The organism is Bradyrhizobium sp. Kon10 (genome assembly GCF_055807395.1).
In genome coordinates, this window is sequence record NZ_JBVVOZ010000003.1 from 145,911 (window position 1) to 163,037 (window position 17,127).

16 protein-coding genes and 1 pseudogene are annotated in these 17,127 nt (G+C 65.5%); 9 read left to right on the forward strand and 8 right to left on the reverse strand.

The annotated features are described in order from the left end of the window. Positions 1-168 precede the first annotated feature (168 nt). Positions 169-1,362: an extensin-like domain-containing protein gene (locus tag AC0L2O_RS06015; protein ID WP_473369049.1), complete on the reverse strand. Its 1,194-nt coding sequence runs from the start codon at positions 1,360-1,362 to the stop codon at positions 169-171. 100 nt (positions 1,363-1,462) lie between these two features. On the opposite strand from AC0L2O_RS06015, the gene AC0L2O_RS06020 reads away from it, so the two are divergent. The 3 genes from AC0L2O_RS06020 to AC0L2O_RS06030 all read left to right on the forward strand — a co-directional run bounded on the left by AC0L2O_RS06020 (position 1,463) and on the right by AC0L2O_RS06030 (position 4,479). Continuing rightward, positions 1,463-1,648: a hypothetical protein gene (locus tag AC0L2O_RS06020; RefSeq protein ID WP_409192291.1), complete on the forward strand. Its 186-nt coding sequence runs from the start codon at positions 1,463-1,465 to the stop codon at positions 1,646-1,648. A gap of 229 nt (positions 1,649-1,877) precedes the next feature. Then, positions 1,878-2,642, forward strand: coding sequence for a DUF2147 domain-containing protein (locus AC0L2O_RS06025; RefSeq protein WP_473369050.1), 765 nt, complete (start codon positions 1,878-1,880; stop codon positions 2,640-2,642). 436 nt (positions 2,643-3,078) lie between these two features. Then, positions 3,079-4,479: a FecR domain-containing protein gene (locus AC0L2O_RS06030; protein ID WP_473369257.1), complete on the forward strand. Its 1,401-nt coding sequence runs from the start codon at positions 3,079-3,081 to the stop codon at positions 4,477-4,479. Between the two features lie 194 nt (positions 4,480-4,673). Here AC0L2O_RS06030 and AC0L2O_RS06035 read toward each other — a convergent pair whose 3' ends face one another. Together AC0L2O_RS06035 and asd are read right to left on the reverse strand one after the other, a co-directional pair. Beyond that, complete coding sequence (locus tag AC0L2O_RS06035; protein ID WP_473369051.1) at positions 4,674-5,240, reverse strand: NUDIX hydrolase; 567 nt, start codon at positions 5,238-5,240, stop codon at positions 4,674-4,676. Between the two features lie 65 nt (positions 5,241-5,305). Then, positions 5,306-6,169, reverse strand: coding sequence for an archaetidylserine decarboxylase (gene asd / locus AC0L2O_RS06040; protein WP_473369052.1), 864 nt, complete (start codon positions 6,167-6,169; stop codon positions 5,306-5,308). Between the two features lie 35 nt (positions 6,170-6,204). Between asd and AC0L2O_RS06045 the strand changes: the two genes are divergently transcribed. Next, entirely contained in the window at positions 6,205-7,869 is a 1,665-nt protein-coding gene (locus AC0L2O_RS06045) for an aminotransferase class III-fold pyridoxal phosphate-dependent enzyme (protein ID WP_473369053.1), read from the forward strand. A gap of 139 nt (positions 7,870-8,008) precedes the next feature. Here AC0L2O_RS06045 and AC0L2O_RS06050 read toward each other — a convergent pair whose 3' ends face one another. The 3 genes from AC0L2O_RS06050 to AC0L2O_RS06060 all read right to left on the reverse strand — a co-directional run bounded on the left by AC0L2O_RS06050 (position 8,009) and on the right by AC0L2O_RS06060 (position 10,572). Next, entirely contained in the window at positions 8,009-8,668 is a 660-nt protein-coding gene (locus tag AC0L2O_RS06050) for a hypothetical protein (protein WP_473369054.1), read from the reverse strand. 126 nt (positions 8,669-8,794) lie between these two features. Beyond that, positions 8,795-9,484, reverse strand: coding sequence for a class I SAM-dependent methyltransferase (locus tag AC0L2O_RS06055; protein WP_369721703.1), 690 nt, complete (start codon positions 9,482-9,484; stop codon positions 8,795-8,797). Positions 9,485-9,519: 35 nt separating this feature from the next. Next, a complete protein-coding gene (locus AC0L2O_RS06060; RefSeq protein WP_473369055.1) occupies positions 9,520-10,572 on the reverse strand; it encodes a glycosyltransferase family 4 protein in 1,053 nt (350 codons plus the stop codon). A gap of 275 nt (positions 10,573-10,847) precedes the next feature. On the opposite strand from AC0L2O_RS06060, the gene AC0L2O_RS06065 reads away from it, so the two are divergent. Beyond that, complete coding sequence (locus AC0L2O_RS06065; protein ID WP_473369056.1) at positions 10,848-11,549, forward strand: L,D-transpeptidase; 702 nt, start codon at positions 10,848-10,850, stop codon at positions 11,547-11,549. 240 nt (positions 11,550-11,789) lie between these two features. Beyond that, positions 11,790-12,114, forward strand: a pseudogene (locus AC0L2O_RS06070) (GIY-YIG nuclease family protein). Between the two features lie 126 nt (positions 12,115-12,240). Here AC0L2O_RS06070 and AC0L2O_RS06075 read toward each other — a convergent pair. Next, positions 12,241-12,540, reverse strand: a complete 300-nt coding sequence (locus AC0L2O_RS06075; protein ID WP_473369258.1) for a hypothetical protein — start codon at positions 12,538-12,540, stop codon at positions 12,241-12,243. Between the two features lie 5 nt (positions 12,541-12,545). Beyond that, complete coding sequence (locus AC0L2O_RS06080; RefSeq protein WP_473369057.1) at positions 12,546-13,337, reverse strand: DUF899 domain-containing protein; 792 nt, start codon at positions 13,335-13,337, stop codon at positions 12,546-12,548. Positions 13,338-13,481: 144 nt separating this feature from the next. Between AC0L2O_RS06080 and AC0L2O_RS06085 the strand changes: the two genes are divergently transcribed. The 3 genes from AC0L2O_RS06085 (at position 13,482) to AC0L2O_RS06095 (ending at position 17,076) form a co-directional block, all read left to right on the forward strand. After that, positions 13,482-14,702 carry a helix-turn-helix domain-containing protein gene (locus AC0L2O_RS06085; protein WP_473369058.1) on the forward strand — a complete coding sequence of 407 codons (1,221 nt, stop codon included), beginning with the start codon at positions 13,482-13,484 and terminating at the stop codon, positions 14,700-14,702. A gap of 27 nt (positions 14,703-14,729) precedes the next feature. Further along, positions 14,730-15,368 (forward strand): Vgb family protein, encoded by a 639-nt coding sequence (locus AC0L2O_RS06090; RefSeq protein ID WP_473369059.1) that lies wholly within the window; start codon positions 14,730-14,732, stop codon positions 15,366-15,368. 139 nt (positions 15,369-15,507) lie between these two features. Beyond that, positions 15,508-17,076, forward strand: a complete 1,569-nt coding sequence (locus AC0L2O_RS06095) for a DUF4403 family protein (protein ID WP_473369060.1) — start codon at positions 15,508-15,510, stop codon at positions 17,074-17,076. The last annotated feature ends 51 nt before the right edge of the window (positions 17,077-17,127 follow it).

The following is a 17,127-nucleotide window of genomic DNA, read 5'->3' on the forward strand; positions in this document are numbered from 1 at the left end:
CCGCTTCGTTGCAGCACTCTCATTGCAGCGACTGTGCCAACTCCCGGCGAAACCCGTCAGGGAGCGATTAATGATCGCAATTCAACGACTTGGGTTAAAATCCCGGCCGCGCAAATTTTTGCGCCCCAGCCTGGCCCTGCTGAAGATGCGGCGTACTGCGCGCGACGCCTAATCGTCCGAGAACTCGTCTTCCTCGTTGATCTTCTCGTGCTTGCTCTTGTGCGCACCGAGGGAGCCGGTGACGGAGGGATCGCGGGCGTTCGCGTAAGGATTGCGGCCACCCGCGCGCGCGGCGACCTCTTCGCCGGAAACGGCGGCGGGCTGGCAGATCAGGCGGCGGCTGGCGCGGCGCATCAGATCGACGTGGATGTGATCGTAGTGGTAGACGTTCGAGCCCGGCGCGAGCACCGTGGTGAAATGCGCGCAGGCACCGGATTGCACGTCGCGCAAGAAGCCCTGCTCTTCCGGCATGCCGCGCCAGCCGTCCTTCACGGTGATGCGGCGACCGTCGGCGAGCACGAAGGCAGCGACGTCGAGCGCGTTGCCGAATGCGTGCTCGGAAATGTGGGCGCTCGGGTTGCCGTTCATGCCGCGGCAGGAATAGGCGGAGATCTGTTTGATTTCGACCACGCGGGCGCCGAACCAGCGCATCGCCGCGGGCTGCACGCTGTCGGCGAACCAGCGGTCGAGCTCGGACACGATCGGACACGCCAGCGTCGCGGTCGGCTTCACTGCGACTGGACCGACAGCGGTGACGGGGTTGCCCTGCGCGGGACCGAAGCGTGGTGGCGGTTGCTGCGCAGGGGCTTGCGAGTACGGCGTAGGCTGCCGCGCGGGATAGCTCGGCGCATTCATGTAGCGCGCGGCACCCGCGGCGTCGGTGCCTTCGGGCGGCAAATCAATCTCGTCTTCCTGCGGGGCCACGCCGGGCGCGCTGAGCGACACCGGGCCGGAAGACCCGCCATAACCGGAGGGCTGGCGCACCGCGCTCTCGGGATAGTTTGAGCGCTGCGGATAGCCGGCCGGCGGATAGTTCGACTGCGGCTGGGCCACCGGCCAGCGCGGTTGGTTGCCGATGCTGCCGGGCGGGCGCAACTCCTCGTCGGCAAAACCATAGCTCGATGAGCCTTCGCCGATGGCCGCGACCTTCAGCGGAAACTCGGCGCCGCACATGCCCGGGCCGGAGATCGGATCGATGCGAACAATGTCCGCGTTCTCCTTGACCGCGCCGGATTTCAGGCATGCGGCCTCGGCCTCGGCCCGCCACGGTTCACGTTCGGCCTGGAAGAAGCCGCGTCCGCAACCCGCGAGCGAAACAAGGACGATGGAGCCGACGAGATACAAACGAACTCCGCGCGTCATGCGCGCACGTTCGGTGAATTTACTTAAAGACTCTTCAACGTGTTGATTTCAGGCTTCGTTAACCATGCCGGGGCGCCTGGTTCTCGCCGCGGGGAGACGAATGACAGCGAGGCTGACTTTTTCGGAAGGTCATATTCTGTTAACCATGATCGTGGCACGCAAAGCAGCGCGCCGAGAGAGAGCGATCTCAGGGAGCAGCGTCATGACGTTCGTCGGAAGACTGAGCGTTATCACCGCGTACCTCGCGATGGCCTTCGTCGGCGCCATCGTGCTCGGCATGATCTAGCAGCGCCGTCGCTTGCACCGATTGGGGCTCACCGGTCGCCGGGCGGTTTGCCGCATTCAAAATTGACGCAATCCAATGGCGGCTGAACGTGCGCTTGCCTCACTCTGGCGGCCCCGGATTCGTTGTGACCTTCATCACAGAACATGGCACCAGCCCGGCCTAGGGTCGAACCACATTCAGTCGTTCACCGACTTCAGGTCATCGGGACCATGAATTCTGGGAGGTTGTCATGAACAAGCTCTACATCGCCGCCACCGCGCTCTTCCTCGCTTCGACCGCCACAGCCCATGCCGGCAATTCGATCTCGTTCCAGATCGAAGGCCAGCGCGTCCGCATCGAGACGCCGCGCAACTGCGCCTCGCTCGACTGCGTCACCATCATGGCGCCCGGCCTTTCGGACAAGCCGATCAAGCTGAACAACATCAACCTCAACGGTCTCGGCTCCAAGGACGACGACACCACGCCGAGCGCGACGACGCAGCCCGCGCCGGCGCCGGTGCAGCAGGCGCCGGTGCAGCCGCCGCCAGTGCAGGCGACTGTTCCGGCAGCCCCGGCGGTTGCTCCGGCTACCCCGGCTACGACTGTTGCTGCCGCGCCGTCCGTCGACACGACCATGCAGCCGCCGCCCGTTGCCGCGCCCGCGCCGGTTGCGACTGCACCAGCTGATGCGCCCGCTCCGGCTCCGATCGCCGCTGCGCCTGCGCCGGCCGCGAACACGCCGCTCGGCGTGTGGGCGACCGAAGAGAACAAGGGCAACGTCCGCGTCGAGCAGTGCGGCACCAATCTCTGCGGCTATGCCGAGAAAACCAATGAGCGGATCCTGATCAACATGAAGCCTGACGGCGCCAAGTGGAGCGGCCGCATCCACGATCCCAACTCTGGCCGCAACTACGACTCCACGATCGCGATGAGGGGTCCGAATGCCATGCGCGTGCAGGGCTGCGCCTTCGGCGGCATGTTCTGCGGCGGCCAGACCTGGAAGCGGGTGAGCTGAGAGTAACGCGGTCGCAACGGCATACTCATGGTCATGCCCGGGCTTGTCCCGGGCATGACCATTTGAAATATCCCAGACCCATTCCCTGACACCGCAGGGCCATCGCATATGAGGCAGATTTCTCTGTGGCCATCCTTCGAGACGCCTGCCCTTGGCCGGCCCTCAGGATGAGGACCGAGTTTGCGGCAGCAGTTCAACGGGCTCCGATTCCGATTAGCCTCATCCTGAGGAGATCGCGAAGCGGTCGTCTCGAAGGACGAGGCGCGCGCTCACAGCGCCCAAATCCCATATGCGATAGCCCTGCCCTGACGCCGGACGTGGCGTTTGAACGTTGGCCCCTCCTATGCAACAGATGTTCATCCGCCATTCAGCCAGCTCCGGTTGATATCGGTCGATCTCGCCCTCGCGCTCTCACCGGGACTTCATTGTGACTTTGATGGTGGCTTGGCGCCGCTTCGTGTTTGCGCTTCCGCTGCTGGTGTTGCCGCTGGCCGGCGCGGGCAATGCGTGTGCGTCCGACACGATCGAGCTTGCGCAGGCGCAGCCGCAAACACAGCCGACGCCCGCTCCGTCCCCGACACCATCGGCCTCTCCGGCGCCGGCGGCGGATGCGCAGCCTGCCGCTGTCGAGCCGATCGGCAACGTCGCGACCGTGACGGGAATCGCGACCGTGATCCGCGACAAGAATTCATATCCCCTGAAAGTGCGCGACGACATCTATCTCAACGACGTCGTGCAGACCTCGTCGAGCTCCGCGCTCGGCATCACCTTCAACGATGCGACCACGTTCAACCTTTCCGCCAGCGCCAAGATCACCATCGACAACTACGTCTACGAGGACGGCGGCAAGCAGAATTCGGCGATCTTCGACATCGGCAAGGGCACGGTCGCCTTCGTTGCGGCGGCGGTGGCGAAAACCGGCGACATGAAGATCGCGACGCCGACCGCAACGCTCGGTATCCGCGGCACCACCGGCGTGGTCGACGTCCCCGAGAATGCGGCCGCGAGCACCGCCAACAACGTCAATATCAAGCTCTATCCCGATGCCGACGGGCGGGTCGGGCATATCGACGTCAACGACCGCAGCAGCGGCGCGCGGCTCGGCGCGCTGACGCAAGCCGCGAGCGGCTTTGCGATCCGGCCCGGTGCAGTCGGCGCCGGCGGCATGCGCTTTGCGGCGATCCCGATCACGATTCCGCCGCAGCAGATCGCGCGCGACCGCGGCTTCGTCAGCCAGGTGCATGCGGCGCAGGCCACCGGCCGGCAGATCGTCACCGAACAGCGCGAGTTCCGCCGCGCCAATCCCGCCGCGAGCAGCCGCATTCCGCGACCGGCCCAGCCGCCGCGGCAGCAGCAATTGCGGCCGACCACCACGCCCGGCCAACAACCGCAGCGGCCGAACGGCCAGCCGGGACAGAACAATCGTCCGGGCCACCAGCAGCCCGGAGCGCCGAATCGCCAAGGCGTGCAGCCGCCGCAACGTCAGGGCGGCCCCGCGCAGCCGGCCGCGCCGCGCGCGGGCCAGGGTCAGCAGGGCACCAGTCAACCGGCAGGCGCGCCGCGCACCGGAGCTGGCACGCAACCCGGCGGCGCACAGCAGACCCAGCCCCTGCGCGGCGGACAGACTCCGGCGCAGCCTGGCGGAGTCGTGCCATCGCAGCCGGGTACAGCGCCGCAGGCGCAACCGCCGCGCACCGGATTGCAGCCGGGCCAGCCGGCCCCGGCTCAACAGCCAGGCATGCAGCGACCGGGTGGATTCCAGCAGCGCATCCCCGGCGCGCAACGCCCCGCAGCGCCGCGCAAGCAGGCGCCAAGAGAGAAAAACGAGCGGCGGTGACTCTTCCTTCTCCCCTTGCGGGAGAAGGTGGCGCGAAGCGCCGGATGAGGGGTTGCTTCAGCGAACTCCAATGCGAGGGGCTTGCACGCGGAGAGAGACCCCTCACCCGTCTCGCCGCTCTGCGGCGAGCCACCCTCTCCCACAAGGGGCGAGGGTGCACCGTCGACGCGGCGCGATAGTCCTCTCGTTACGGCTCACGCCTCGCCGCGCAGCCACGCTTTCATCTTCTGCAACAAGCCCTGCCGCAGTTCGCCGGCCGAGGCAGCTTCGGCCGGCCTCAGCCTCTGCAAGGCTGCATCGACATTCCCGGTCGCGAGCGGCGGCATGATTTCGGCATCGGCGGGCGCAACGCCTGCGGCCGCGAGCGCGATCGGACCGATCTGGGTCAGGAAGATGCGCTCATACTCGCGCGAAAGGCGTGCGATTGCCTGCTCCAGCGGCAGCCAGTCGACCGCCTTGACGTCGTTCATCAGCATTCGGATCTGGCCGCCCTCGGCCTCCATGCGCCAGAAATGCACGGCCTTGGAGCGCCCGCCGGACTGGTAGACGAGCGTACCCAGAAACTCGTGGATTGCGACCTCGTGTCCGGTCTCCTCCAGCACTTCGCGGTGCGCGGCTTGCTTCGGCGTTTCGCCGTCGTCGAGCTTGCCCTTGGGCAAGACCCACTCATTGCGTTTGCGCTGGCGCACGATCGCGATCAGCGGCGTCTCGCCACGCCGCAGCACAATACCACCCGCCGCGATGACCGGCGCCCGCGCCATAACCACATCCGTATCGTCGAAGAGCCCCGCCGACGATATAGGCGGCCGACGCGGCAGATTGAAGGCTAGTGTTTCCTCAGCAACGCTTCTCCAGCGCGGATGCGCGTGCCCTCAGTGATGCCGTCGCAGAAAGTAAAATCGCCGGGCGCCAGGATGATGATGGTCGAGCCGTGCTCGAACCAGCCGAGCTCCTCACCCTTGCTCACCTTGACGTCGCAGGGGAAGTTGACCGGGCCGCGTGTCTGCGCGTTCAGCACCGTATCGAGGAAATGCAGGCGGATGCTCGCGACCAGGATCGCCGCGACCGGCACCAGCGTCACCGCCTCGCCGGTCGACAGATGTGTGCGGATCACCGCACGCTCGTTCTTGCAGAACAGCCGCTCGACCCGTTTCAACGCGATCGGATTGACGTTCCAGACGTCGCCATGGATCAACGTGACGCGATCGATATGCGCATCATACGGGGCGTGGAAGCGGTGATACATGCTCGAGGTCAGCCGCAGCGTCACGAAGCTTCCGTTGCGGTGCTGCTCGACCAGCGCGGGATCGCCGAGCAAGTCGAGCAGCGAATAGGGCGCGCCCTTCACCTGGAACAGCTCGGTGTCGGCGATCCGTCCGTGGGCTCCGACAATGCCGTCCGAGGGGCTCGCGACCACCGCAGGGTCCGGATCGAACGGCCGCAGGCCCGGCTTGAGCTCCCGGGTGAAGCAATCGTGCAAGCTCTTGAAATGGGTCTTGCGTGCCTCCGACAGATCGAGATCGGAGAACAGCTTCCACAGCGCGATCGAGCCGTCCCGCAGCAGCGGATTCTCGATCTTCGAGAACCAGCCCATGAAGCGGGTCAGCGCGGCGCGGGGGATGCGATTGGTCAGCAGGAAGTTGAGGTCTTCCTGCTGGGTGAAAGAGGCGATGAGGGCTTTGACTGTCATGAATCTGTCAGCTCGCAGTATTAGCGCTTGTTGTCATGGAAACGACACTCCCGATTCTCTCGATGTCCGCGGCCGCCGCAGCGTCCGCTGCCGCCGCCTTTCCGAAGATCAAGGCGCGGATTGCGTTGTCCCGCGCCAAGCACCGGTCGCTCGCCGGGCACTCCAAGATGTCGCGCCGGGTGGCCCGGCTGCTGCCGTTCTACGAGTTTACCGGCGATCAGTATTTCGGTTGCGACGGCGCGCCGGCGAATGTGGTGATGCAGCGCAAGGATGCCTTCTTCCGTCTCGCATCCCTCTACGCCGAGCGCTACCCCAAGGGCCGCGCGATGACGAAGGAAGCAGCCGAGAAGATCTCCGACCTGAATTTCACCGAAAGCTATCGCGTGCCGTTCCAGTTCTCGCGCCTGGTCCGCGAGCATCTGGGCACCTCGACCTTCATGGAGTCCTCGCGCGGCGTTACCGTCACTGATGTCGACGGCAACACCTTCTACGATCTTACCGGCTCCTACGGCGTCAACATCTTCGGCAACGACTTCTACAAGGAGTGCATCGAGGGATCCGAGAAGCGGGCGCACGCGCTCGGACCGGTGCTCGGACCCTACCATCCCGTCATCCTCGAAAACGTCACGCGGCTGTGCCAGATCTCGGGCCTCGACGAGGTCTCGTTCCACATGTCCGGCACCGAGGCCGTGATGCAGGCGGTGCGGCTTGCGCGCTACCACACCAAACGCACGCATCTGGTTCGTTTTGCCGGCGCCTATCACGGCTGGTGGGGCGACGTGCAGCCCGGCGTCGGCAATCCCGTCACCGCGCACGAGACCTACACGCTTGCCGAAATGTCCGAGAAGACGCTGCACGTGCTGCGCACCCGCCGTGACATCGCCTGCGTGCTGGTCAATCCGCTGCAGGCGCTGCATCCGAACGGCAACGCGCCCGGCGATTCCGCGCTGGTCGACTCGTCCCGCGGCGCCAATTTCGATCGCGCCGCCTATACCGAATGGCTGAAGCAGCTGCGCGAGGTCTGCGACCAGCGCGGCATCGTGCTGATCTTCGACGAAGTCTTCGTCGGCTTTCGTCTCGCCGCCGGCGGCGCCCAGGAATATTTCCACGTCAAGGCCGACATGGTGACCTACGGCAAGAGCCTCGCCGGCGGCCTGCCGGTCGGCGTGGTCTGCGGCAGACGCGAGCTGATGCGCCGCTTCCGCGACGATCGTCCCGCCGACGTCTGCTTTGCCCGCGGCACCTTCAATTCGCATCCCTACGTCATGACGGCGATGGACGAGTTCCTGAGCCGGCTCGCCAGCCCGAACTTCCGCGCGATCTATGACGGGCTGGAGGAGACCTGGAACGGCCGCGCGCAACAGCTCAACCGGATGCTGACCGACGCAGGCCTGCCGGTGCAGGTCGCCAACCTGTCGTCGATCTGGACGGTGAAATACATCACGCCGTCCCGCTACAACTGGATGCTGCAATATTATTTGCGCGCCGAAGGCCTGTCGCTGAGCTGGGTCGGCAGCGGACGGCTGATCTTCAGCCTGAACTACACCGACGCCGATTTCACCGAAGTCGCCGAGCGCTTCGTCCGCGCCGCCGGGAAGATGAAAGCCGACGGCTTCTGGTGGCACGACGGCGTGCTCACCAACAAGGCCATCAAGCGGCAGATCCTGAAAGAGATGCTGGCCAAGCGCTTTGGACGCTGAGGCTAATTGCTCCAACGCCGTCATGGCCGGGCTTGTCCCGGCCATCCACGCGTGCGCAACGGCTCCAACACGTGGATGCCCGGGACAAGCCCGGGCATGACGCACGCAATAGACATTTGTGGTCTGGACAACGGCGCGTTCAGGCGTGCTGCTCTTCGAGCGTGGGCTCGCCGATGAGGCCCAGCGTGTGCTCGGGGTTGAGGTGCAGGCCGGGATCCATCAGCTCGCCACGCATCAGCGCGAGCGGAGCAGCGCGATACAGCATCAGGTCGTGGAACGGGTCGGTCAGGATCTTGGTCATCCAGACCAGGCCGGTCTCCACGTCGCGGATGAAGAATAGGTGCACGGTGCGGAACAGAAGTCCGCCGATCCCGACTGCGAGCCAGATCTTCGCCACCTGCCGCATGAAGTCGGCCGCGCCGGCCCAGGGCTTGAACAAGCCGAACAGCGAGGGATCGACGAACAGGACCAGCGGCGATGCCGCCCAGATCGACATCAGCACCACCTTGCGGTGGAGATTGTAGCCGACCTTGATGTCTTCCTTGTACTCGTGCGTCGCCTGGTTGATGTGATCGTAATCATGCGGCTCGAAGAAGAAGTGACCGGCCTGGCGCGAAGTCATCGAGACCAGCCAGCCGACCAGCGCAGAGATCATCGGATCGACGAACATCCAGAGATAGGCGAACAGGAAGCTCAGCGCGCTGACGAAGTGCAGGCTCTGGTTGATCCGGCTGTGGTGATAGTAACGATGGTCGTCCCAGCGCTGGATCCGCAGCTGCTCGAGATAATTCTTGATCATGCTCTCCCCCAAAATGCTTTCGGGTACGGGATTTACAGGGATTCGATGTAGGCCGTGTGACATCATCATTTTGTCATGTGACGATGCGCAGCGGCGCGATGACGCACGCGACGCGTAAGCTTCAGGTCAAGCCGCCTTGGCGACGTCGACCTTGCGGAAGCGCACCAGCGAGAAATGGCCGAGCGGCGGAATCAGGCGGCGCTCGGCGAGCTCGATGCCTTTCGCACCGGCCAGCCACTTCGCGTAGCGCGACCAGGCGAACTCCGCGGTGCGGAAGCCGAGCGGGCGCACGACCGGCTGCAGCTTCTGCTCGATAAAGCGGCGCATGCCGGCATCGGCGCTGACGCGGGTCAGGATGATGAGCTCGCCGCCCGGGCGCAGCACGCGCGCGAATTCGTCGAGCGCCACTTCTGGATTCGGCACGGCGGTGACGACATATTGCGCCATCACGACGTCGAAGGAGTTGTCGGGGAATTCGAGCTTTTCGGCGTCCATCACCGCGAGGCCCTCGACGTTTTTCAAGCCGCCCTCGGCGACGCGCTGGCGCGCCTTGTCGAGCATCGCTTCCGAAATATCGGTGCCGAAAATGCGCAGATGCGGCGCGTAGAGCGGCAGCGAGATGCCGGTGCCGACGCCGACCTCGAGTACGCGGCCGCCGATCTTGTTGGTGGCCGCGATCGCTGCCTGCCGGCCCTTGGCGAACACGCCGCCGAACACGAGATCGTAGACCGGCGCCCAACGGTCGTAAGCCTGCTCGACCGTGCCACGGGTGAGGTCAAGCTGCTGGGTGCCGTCAAGGTTCATGATCTTGGCCATCTCTGAGGTTCTCGCTGTGGTTCAAAACAAAGGAATCAGCCGCGCACCGGACGCCGCGCCATGACCGGCGAGGCGCGCAAGGCACGGCTGGGCTGAAGTGAGGTGAGATTGCCGACGAACTGGCGCGCGCTGTTCTCCCAGGAGCGCTCCAGCGCGAAATTGCGGCAGGTCTCGCGCGACATGGTCAGCGCACGCAGGCAGGCGGCACGCAAATCGTGATCGATCGCGCCGATCGGATGATCGGCGATGACATCCTTCGGCCCGGTCACGGGAAACGCCGCGACCGGCGTGCCGCAGGCGAGCGCCTCGAGCTGCACCACGCCGAACGTGTCGGTCAGGCTCGGAAACACGAACACGTCGGCGGCGGCGAGATGGGCAGTGAGATCGGCGCCCTTCTTCTCGCCGAGAAACACAACGCCCGGATATTTCTTTTCGAGCGCCGCCTTCTGCGGACCGTCGCCGACGACGACCTTGGTGCCGGGCAGATCGAGCGAGAGGAATGCCTCCAGATTCTTCTCCACTGCGACGCGCCCCATGGTCATGAAGATCGGCCGCGGCAGATCGAGCCGCGCCGGAGCGTCTGGGTGGAATAGCTCGGTGTCGACGCCGCGCGTCCAGAAGCCGAGGCGCTTGAAGCCGCGCTCGGAGAGCTCCTGCCGCAGCGAGGTCGTCGCCACCATGATCATGGCGGCGGCATCGTGGAAGTGGCGCAGCACGGCATAACCGACCGCGGCGGGAATGCCGGTCCGCACCGCGACATATTCCGGAAAGCGCGTCGTATAGGAGGTGGTGAAGGCGAGCCTGTTGCGGCGGCAATAGGCCCGCGCGGCCCAGCCGATCGGTCCCTCGGTCGCGATGTGCAGCGCGTCCGGCGCCGCCTTCTCGATCCGCCGCGCGATCTCCTTGCCGCTCGGCAGCGCGACGCGCAGGCCCGGATAGGTCGGTAGCGGCCATGAGCGGAAGCCATCGGGCGTCAGGAAATCGACCTCGACGTCGAGGGCCTTGGCGGCCGCAGCCAGCGAGGTCAGCGTCCGGACCACGCCGTTGACCTGCGGATGCCAGGCGTCAGTCGCGATTAATACCCGCATGGGAAAATCCCGAGAGTTTGATGATTCTCGGCTTAGGACCATCAACCACGGATATTTCAGGCGTGTGACGTCACAGAAGTGTCGGCCTGCTGTTTTGTTCGTTAACGGGTCCGCCGGGCCACGAAACCGTCATGAAATAATCCTTGCCGCCATGAAACCGTTTTCGGTTTTCCGCGCAAACGTCCCGAAACCTTTTGGCGTTAGTGATTTAGGCAACAGAGCACCGCAAGCGGTGCCGGGGTGACCAAGAAACACCGCGCAAACAGGGGCAATCAATGTTCAATCTGGACACGTTGAAGAATTATTCGCGCGCAATTGCCGTGAGCGCTGTGGCCGTGACCGCAATCGCATTCGCCGGCCCGGCCAAAGCCGCGCCCGTGCAGCTCTTCCCGTTCTTTCAGCCGCTGCCGCCGATGACTGCGCCGGTTCAGCCGTATCAGGCAACGCCCTACCAGGCCGCGCCGTCCGAGGATCAGGACGCCGTGGAAACGCCGGCCCGCTTCCGCCGGCAGACCGTTGCCTACGCGACGCGCGAGGCGCCGGGCACCATCATCATCGATACGCCCAACACCTATCTCTATTACGTGCTCGGCAACGGCCAGGCCGTGCGCTACGGCATCGGCGTCGGCCGCGACGGCTTCACCTGGTCCGGTACCCAGTCGGTGACCAAGAAGGCCGAGTGGCCGGACTGGACCCCGCCGCCGGAGATGATCGCCCGCCAGCCCTATCTGCCGCGCCACATGGCCGGCGGTCCGGGCAACCCGCTCGGCGCGCGCGCCATGTATCTCGGCGGCACCGTCTACCGCATCCACGGCACCAACGCCCCCGACACCATCGGCAAGCACGTCTCCTCCGGCTGCATCCGCCTCACCAATGACGACGTCTCCGACCTCTACTCCCGCGTCAACGTAGGCACCAAGGTCGTGGTGCTGCCGATGACGGAGCGGAGAGCGGAGCTTGGCAGCGCGATGCGGTAAAGCGACAGGACATTGTGACGATAGCGGCCCCGATGAATTCGGGGCCATTTTCGTTTGGTGTCGGCGCTCGTGGCACATCCTTCGAGACGCCCGCCTGCGGCGGGCCCTCAGGATGAGGATTGAATTTGCGGCTCGGCCGGATCAAGCACCAGTCGTCGCTTGCGCCAGGTCACGGATGCCAGTTAGCCTCATCCTGAGGAGCGCGCTCTTGCGCGCGTCTCGAAGGACGAGGCGGGCACGATGACGGAAGGCGCGCACCTCTACATTCTCAAATGTGCTGATGGCAGTTACTACATCGGCACGACTCGCACCGAGATCGAGATCAGAATCGCGCAGCACAACGCCGGCACGTTCGGCGGCTACACAAAGTCACGCAGGCCCGTGACGCTGGCCTTCTCGCAATGGTTCGACCGCATCACCGATGCGGAAGCTCAAGAAATGGAGCCGCGCCAAGAAGGAAGCCTTTATGCGCGGTGACTTTGCCCAAGTCCATGAGCTGGCGAAACGCCGATCACATCATCCTTCGCGACGCCCGCCTTCGGCGGGCCCTCAAGATGAGGACTGAGGTTCGGGCGAGCAAAAGCCAGGTTGCCGCCAAACTGCCACGCGCTAATCCTCTGCCAGCCCTGCAGATGCCAGTTAGCCTCATCCTGGGGAGACCGCGGAGCGGTCGTCTCGAAGGGCGAGGCGTTCACTCCGGCGACAGCCCCTCACACCTCTCCGCGCGCCTTCGCTCCGACACCAACCTCAGCCACGCCGCTGAATGAAACGCCGCCATCAGCAGATACATCGGCACCATCCCGCGCAGCGACAGCCCGTGCCCGCTGGAGCAGAGCATGTCCGCCGGGCCGCCGCCGAGACCGGCCGTCAGCAAGGCCATGACCGCGAAGGTCGGCGTGGCCGCAAGACCCAGCCATCTGGCGAGGTGAAGCGCGGCCACGGCCTCCTTGCCATCGCGACCGCCATCGGCGGCCGCGTTGACTGAACAGATCTCGCTCACGCACCCGCCTCGCGGAACGCCTTCTCTCCGGCGGTCGACACCTCGACCCACTTTTTGTCGGGCGCAGCGCCTTCCTCGTAGCTATCGTGCCAGTTCCACCATTTATACGTCGGTGTCTGCGGATAGCCTGCCGGCGAATCCTCCCAGACCTCCTGGCGGCCCAGCGGCGTGATGTCGAGATAGTTCCAAGTGCCGCCCATCTGCTCGTCGCCGCGGCTCTTGACGAAATAGGTGCGGAAGATGCGGTCGCCATCGCGGAAAAACACGTTCGTTCCGTGCCACTCGTCCACGCTGAAATCGGCGTCAAAGCTGTCGGTGATGGTGACCCACGGAATCTCCCAGCCCATCCGCTGCTTCAGCCGCGCGATATCGGCTTGCGGCGCGCGCGAGGCGAACACCAGCGTCGTATCGCGGGCATTCAGATGCGACACATGGGCGACCTGGTCGGCCACCATCGAGCAGCCGCGGCAGGCATGATCGGGCCAGCCGAACACGCCCGGCTCGAAGAAGGCGCGGTAGACGATCAGCTGCCGCCGGCCCTGGAACAGGTCGTGCAGACTGACCTTGCCGCCGGGCCCCTCGAACGCATAAGTTTTGTCCACTGCCATCCACGGCATGCGCCGGCGCTCGGCGGCCAGGGCGTCGCGGGCCCGGGTATGCGCCTTCTCCTTCACGAGCAGTTGCTGACGGGCTGCCTCCCAGTCTTGCGGCGACACCACAGGCGGTGTTTGCATGGCGGGCTGTCCGGCGTTCTGTCCGTTCTTGGCTGATTGATTGGCTGTTGTCATGGCTTTCCAAACCTCTTGCTCGGGCGATGGTCCTGCGCCTTACCGGCGCAAATCCGCTCGCCTCCTGTCCTACGTCGTCGCTCGTGAGCCAGTTCTCGCACCGGACGATGGCGCGGTGGGAGTAACAAGTGTGGCGGGATTTTCATGGAATCGCTGATCACTGCCGCCGCGCGCGCGCTCGAAGCCGGCGATCCGCTCGGCGCGTTGAACCGCGTGGCGCTGCGCAACGATGCGCCCTCGCTCGCGTTGCGCGGCATCGCGATGGCGCAGCTCGGCGACCTCCCGAAAGCCAAGGCACTGCTGCGAAGCGCCGCACGTGCGTTCGGTCCAAGGGAGGCGGTCGCGCGCGCACGCTGCGTAGTGGCCGAGGCCGAGATCGCGCTCGTGTCACGGGACCTGAGCTGGCCGGTGAAGACGCTCACTGCCGCCCGCGCGACGCTGGACAAGCACGGCGATCTCGCCAATGCAGCCCATGCGGGTCACATCGAGGCGCGCCGTCTTCTCCTTGTCGGACGTCTCGACGAAGCCGAGCGCACGCTGGCCGAGCTCGGACCCACTCCGCTCCCGCCTGCATCGCAAGTAGTCCGCGAGCTCGTGATCGCCGGCATCGCCATCAGGCGGCTCAGAACGAAAGATGCGCGCGCGGCGCTCGACCGCGCTGCCAGCGCCGCCCGGCAAGCGAACGTCCCGGCGCTCGTGGCCGAGGTCGAGAGCGCGAACCTCGTCCTCGACACGCCGGCGGCGCGTTTGATCACACGCGGCAGCGAACACCCGTTGTTGCTGGGAGAGGTCGAAAGGCTGGCGACGTCGACGGCGCTGGTCGTGGACACCTTTCATCATGCCCTGCGCAGGCAAGGCCGCATCGTATCGCTCGGAACACGGCCGGTGCTGTTCGCGCTCGCCCGTCTCCTGGCGCAGGCATGGCCCGCTGATGTCTCGCGAGAAACTCTGATCGCCGGCGCGTTCCGCGCAAGGCACGCCGATGAATCGCATCGCGCGCGGTTGCGGGTCGAGATCGGCCGGCTCCGCACCGAGCTCAAGACCTTGGCGGATATCAGCGCAACGAAGCAGGGTTTTGTGCTGGCGCCGCGCAAAACGCACGACGTGATCGTGCTGGCCCGGCCGGTGGAGGAGAAGCACGCGGCCTTGCTCGCCTTTCTCTCGGATGGCGAGCCCTGGTCGAGCTCGGCGCTGGCGCTTGCGCTTGGCATGAGCCCACGCACCGTGCAACGCGCGCTGGAGCAGCTCGCAGGATCAGGCAAGGTGCAGTCGTTCGGACGCGGGCGGGCGCGCCGCTGGATGACCCCGCCGGTCCCGGGTTTCCCGACAGGCTTGTTACTCCCCGGACCGCTCCTGAAGACATAGGATCGATCAATTCACAGGGATCACGCAATGAAACGTTCAGCCGCCGAAATCATCCGCGAGTACGGACCGTTCACCGGCGTCGAGCATGTGCATGGTGTCACCTATGACGGCACGCATGTCTGGTTCGCATCGGGCGACAGATTGAATGCGGTCGATCCGGCCGACGGCAAGGTCGCGCGCTCGATCGATGTCGCCGCACATGCGGGAACGGCGTTCGACGGCCGGCACCTGTTCCAGATCGCCGAGGATCGCATCCAGAAGATCGACGCCGCGACCGGAAAACTGCTCACCACCATCCCTGCGCCCGGTGGCGGCGGGGATTCCGGATTGGCCTGGGCCGAAGGCTCGCTGTGGGTCGGGCAATACCGCGAGCGCAAGATCCATCAGATCGATCCGGACACGGGGACGGTTCTTCGCACCATTGAAACCAAGCGCTTCGTCACCGGGGTCACTTGGGTCGACGGTGAGCTCTGGCATGGCGCCTGGGAAGGCGACGACAGCGACGTGCGGCGGATCGATCCCGAAACGGGAAAAGTGCTGGAGCAGCTCGATCTGCCTGCCGGGACGATGGTTTCAGGGTTGGAGTCCGATGGCGGCGATCGCTTGTTCTGCGGCGGCGGCGACCGCGGCACTGTGAGAGCGGTGCGCCGTCCCAGGCGCAGCTAGGGCGCGATGACGGGCTGAATACAGAGAAACAGCACGGCCGCAGCCGTTAACCCGTTCGCCCCAATTCCACCCCATCGGTGCGCTCTAGCGCCTTCCTCGCCCGCCCTGTAAAATCCCCACCGGGCGGCTTGGGGGATTGATGCGTCTGACGTTGAATTTCAAAACTGTCCTGATCGCGGTCGTGGTGGTCGCGACGTCGTTTTTCATCAGCCTGAAGGCGATGGATTGGCTGTCGCCGCGCGCGACCAATTCGGCACCGGCGATTGCGCAATTGCCGCCGCTGCCGCCCGTCTCCAAGAGCTCGATCGTGGTGGCGCCGGTCGCGATCGCGCTGTCGGCGATCCGGGATCAGGCCGAGAGGGCCTCGCCGCGCAATTTCGCGGGCAAGGCCGAGAACCCGATCTCGCAGATCCTGCAAAACGCCGATATCGGCTGGAGCGCCGTCCGCGGGCCGATGTCGGCCACCGGCGACAAGGACGTGCTGACGCTGTCGACCGCGCTGACCGGGAAGCTGAACGTGACCGGCTCGCTGTCGTCGAAAGCCACTGGCGCGCTCGGCGAGGCGCTGGGCAGCGTGCTCGGCGGCAATGCCGCCAAACAAATTGGCGCGGTCAATATCAAGAACCTGAATGCCAGCGCCGAGATCAAGGGCAACGTGGTCGTCACCTCGCGCCCGAAGCTTGCCGCCAACTGGCATCTCGAGCCCAATCTCGGCGCCCAAGTCAATCTCGGCAACACCGATCTGTCGGTTGCGGGCGCCAAGGTCAACGTGCCGGCACAGGTGAAGCCGCTGATCGACAAGACGGTCGGCGAGCAGCTCAACGTGGTCTCCGAGCGCATTCGCAACGACCCGAGTCTGCGCGACAACGCGAAGACGCAATGGGCCAAGGCCTGCCGCTCGATCCCGTTGCAAGGCACCGGCTCCTCGGCCGCGCTGCCGCCGCTCTGGCTGGAGATGAAGCCAGTGCGGGCGATCGCGGCGCAGCCGCGCGTCGACGCACAGGCCGTGACGCTGCTGCTCGGTCTGGAGGCTGAGACGCGCGTCACGACGACGCCGACCAAGCCGGACTGCCCGTTCCCCGACAAGATCTCGATCGTGCCGCCGACCGGCAGCGGCGTGAACATCGGCGTCCCCATCGACGTGCCCTTCACCGAGATCAACAAGCTGATCGCAGCGCAAATGGTCGGCCACACCTATCCCGAGGACGGCTCCGGCCCGGTCGACGTCACCGTGAAAAGCGTCAACGTAGTCCCGTCGGGCGAGCGGCTGCTGATCTCGCTCCTGGTGCGCGCCAAGGAGAAGAAGAGCTGGCTCGGCCTCGGCGCCGAGGCGACCGTGCACATCTGGGGGCGGCCGATGCTGGACCAGGCGCAGCAGACGCTGCGGCTTGCCGACGTCCAGCTCGCGGTGGAGTCCGAAGCGGCCTTCGGCTTGCTGGGGGCTGCTGCGCGCGCAGTGGTGCCCCAGATGCAGCAGGCGCTGGCGCAGAAGGCGTCACTCGACCTGAAGCCGATCGCTGCCAATGCCCGCGAGAAGATCGCGGCCGCGATCGCCGACTACCAGAAGAGCGAGGACGGCCTCAAGGTCGAGGCCAGGATCGACAGCCTGACGCTCGCCGACATCGCCTTCGATTCCAAGACGCTGCGCATCGTCGCCCAAGCCGGCGGTTCGCTGAATGTGTACGTGACGAAGCTGTCGGGAATGTAGCGCGGTTTCACTCGCGGGGCGCGCGCTTGCGCCGCTGGCATTCTCGTTGGA

Coding starts and splice junctions, on each gene's coding strand:
- AC0L2O_RS06015 (WP_473369049.1), bottom strand. CDS start 1,362: ATGACGCGCGGAGTTCGTTTGTATCTCGTCGGCTCCATCGTCCTTGTT.
- AC0L2O_RS06020 (WP_409192291.1), top strand. CDS start 1,463: ATGACAGCGAGGCTGACTTTTTCGGAAGGTCATATTCTGTTAACCATG.
- AC0L2O_RS06025 (WP_473369050.1), top strand. CDS start 1,878: ATGAACAAGCTCTACATCGCCGCCACCGCGCTCTTCCTCGCTTCGACC.
- AC0L2O_RS06030 (WP_473369257.1), top strand. CDS start 3,079: ATGGTGGCTTGGCGCCGCTTCGTGTTTGCGCTTCCGCTGCTGGTGTTG.
- AC0L2O_RS06035 (WP_473369051.1), bottom strand. CDS start 5,240: ATGGCGCGGGCGCCGGTCATCGCGGCGGGTGGTATTGTGCTGCGGCGT.
- asd (WP_473369052.1), bottom strand. CDS start 6,169: ATGACAGTCAAAGCCCTCATCGCCTCTTTCACCCAGCAGGAAGACCTC.
- AC0L2O_RS06045 (WP_473369053.1), top strand. CDS start 6,205: ATGGAAACGACACTCCCGATTCTCTCGATGTCCGCGGCCGCCGCAGCG.
- AC0L2O_RS06050 (WP_473369054.1), bottom strand. CDS start 8,668: ATGATCAAGAATTATCTCGAGCAGCTGCGGATCCAGCGCTGGGACGAC.
- AC0L2O_RS06055 (WP_369721703.1), bottom strand. CDS start 9,484: ATGGCCAAGATCATGAACCTTGACGGCACCCAGCAGCTTGACCTCACC.
- AC0L2O_RS06060 (WP_473369055.1), bottom strand. CDS start 10,572: ATGCGGGTATTAATCGCGACTGACGCCTGGCATCCGCAGGTCAACGGC.
- AC0L2O_RS06065 (WP_473369056.1), top strand. CDS start 10,848: ATGTTCAATCTGGACACGTTGAAGAATTATTCGCGCGCAATTGCCGTG.
- AC0L2O_RS06080 (WP_473369057.1), bottom strand. CDS start 13,337: ATGACAACAGCCAATCAATCAGCCAAGAACGGACAGAACGCCGGACAG.
- AC0L2O_RS06085 (WP_473369058.1), top strand. CDS start 13,482: ATGGAATCGCTGATCACTGCCGCCGCGCGCGCGCTCGAAGCCGGCGAT.
- AC0L2O_RS06090 (WP_473369059.1), top strand. CDS start 14,730: ATGAAACGTTCAGCCGCCGAAATCATCCGCGAGTACGGACCGTTCACC.
- AC0L2O_RS06095 (WP_473369060.1), top strand. CDS start 15,508: ATGCGTCTGACGTTGAATTTCAAAACTGTCCTGATCGCGGTCGTGGTG.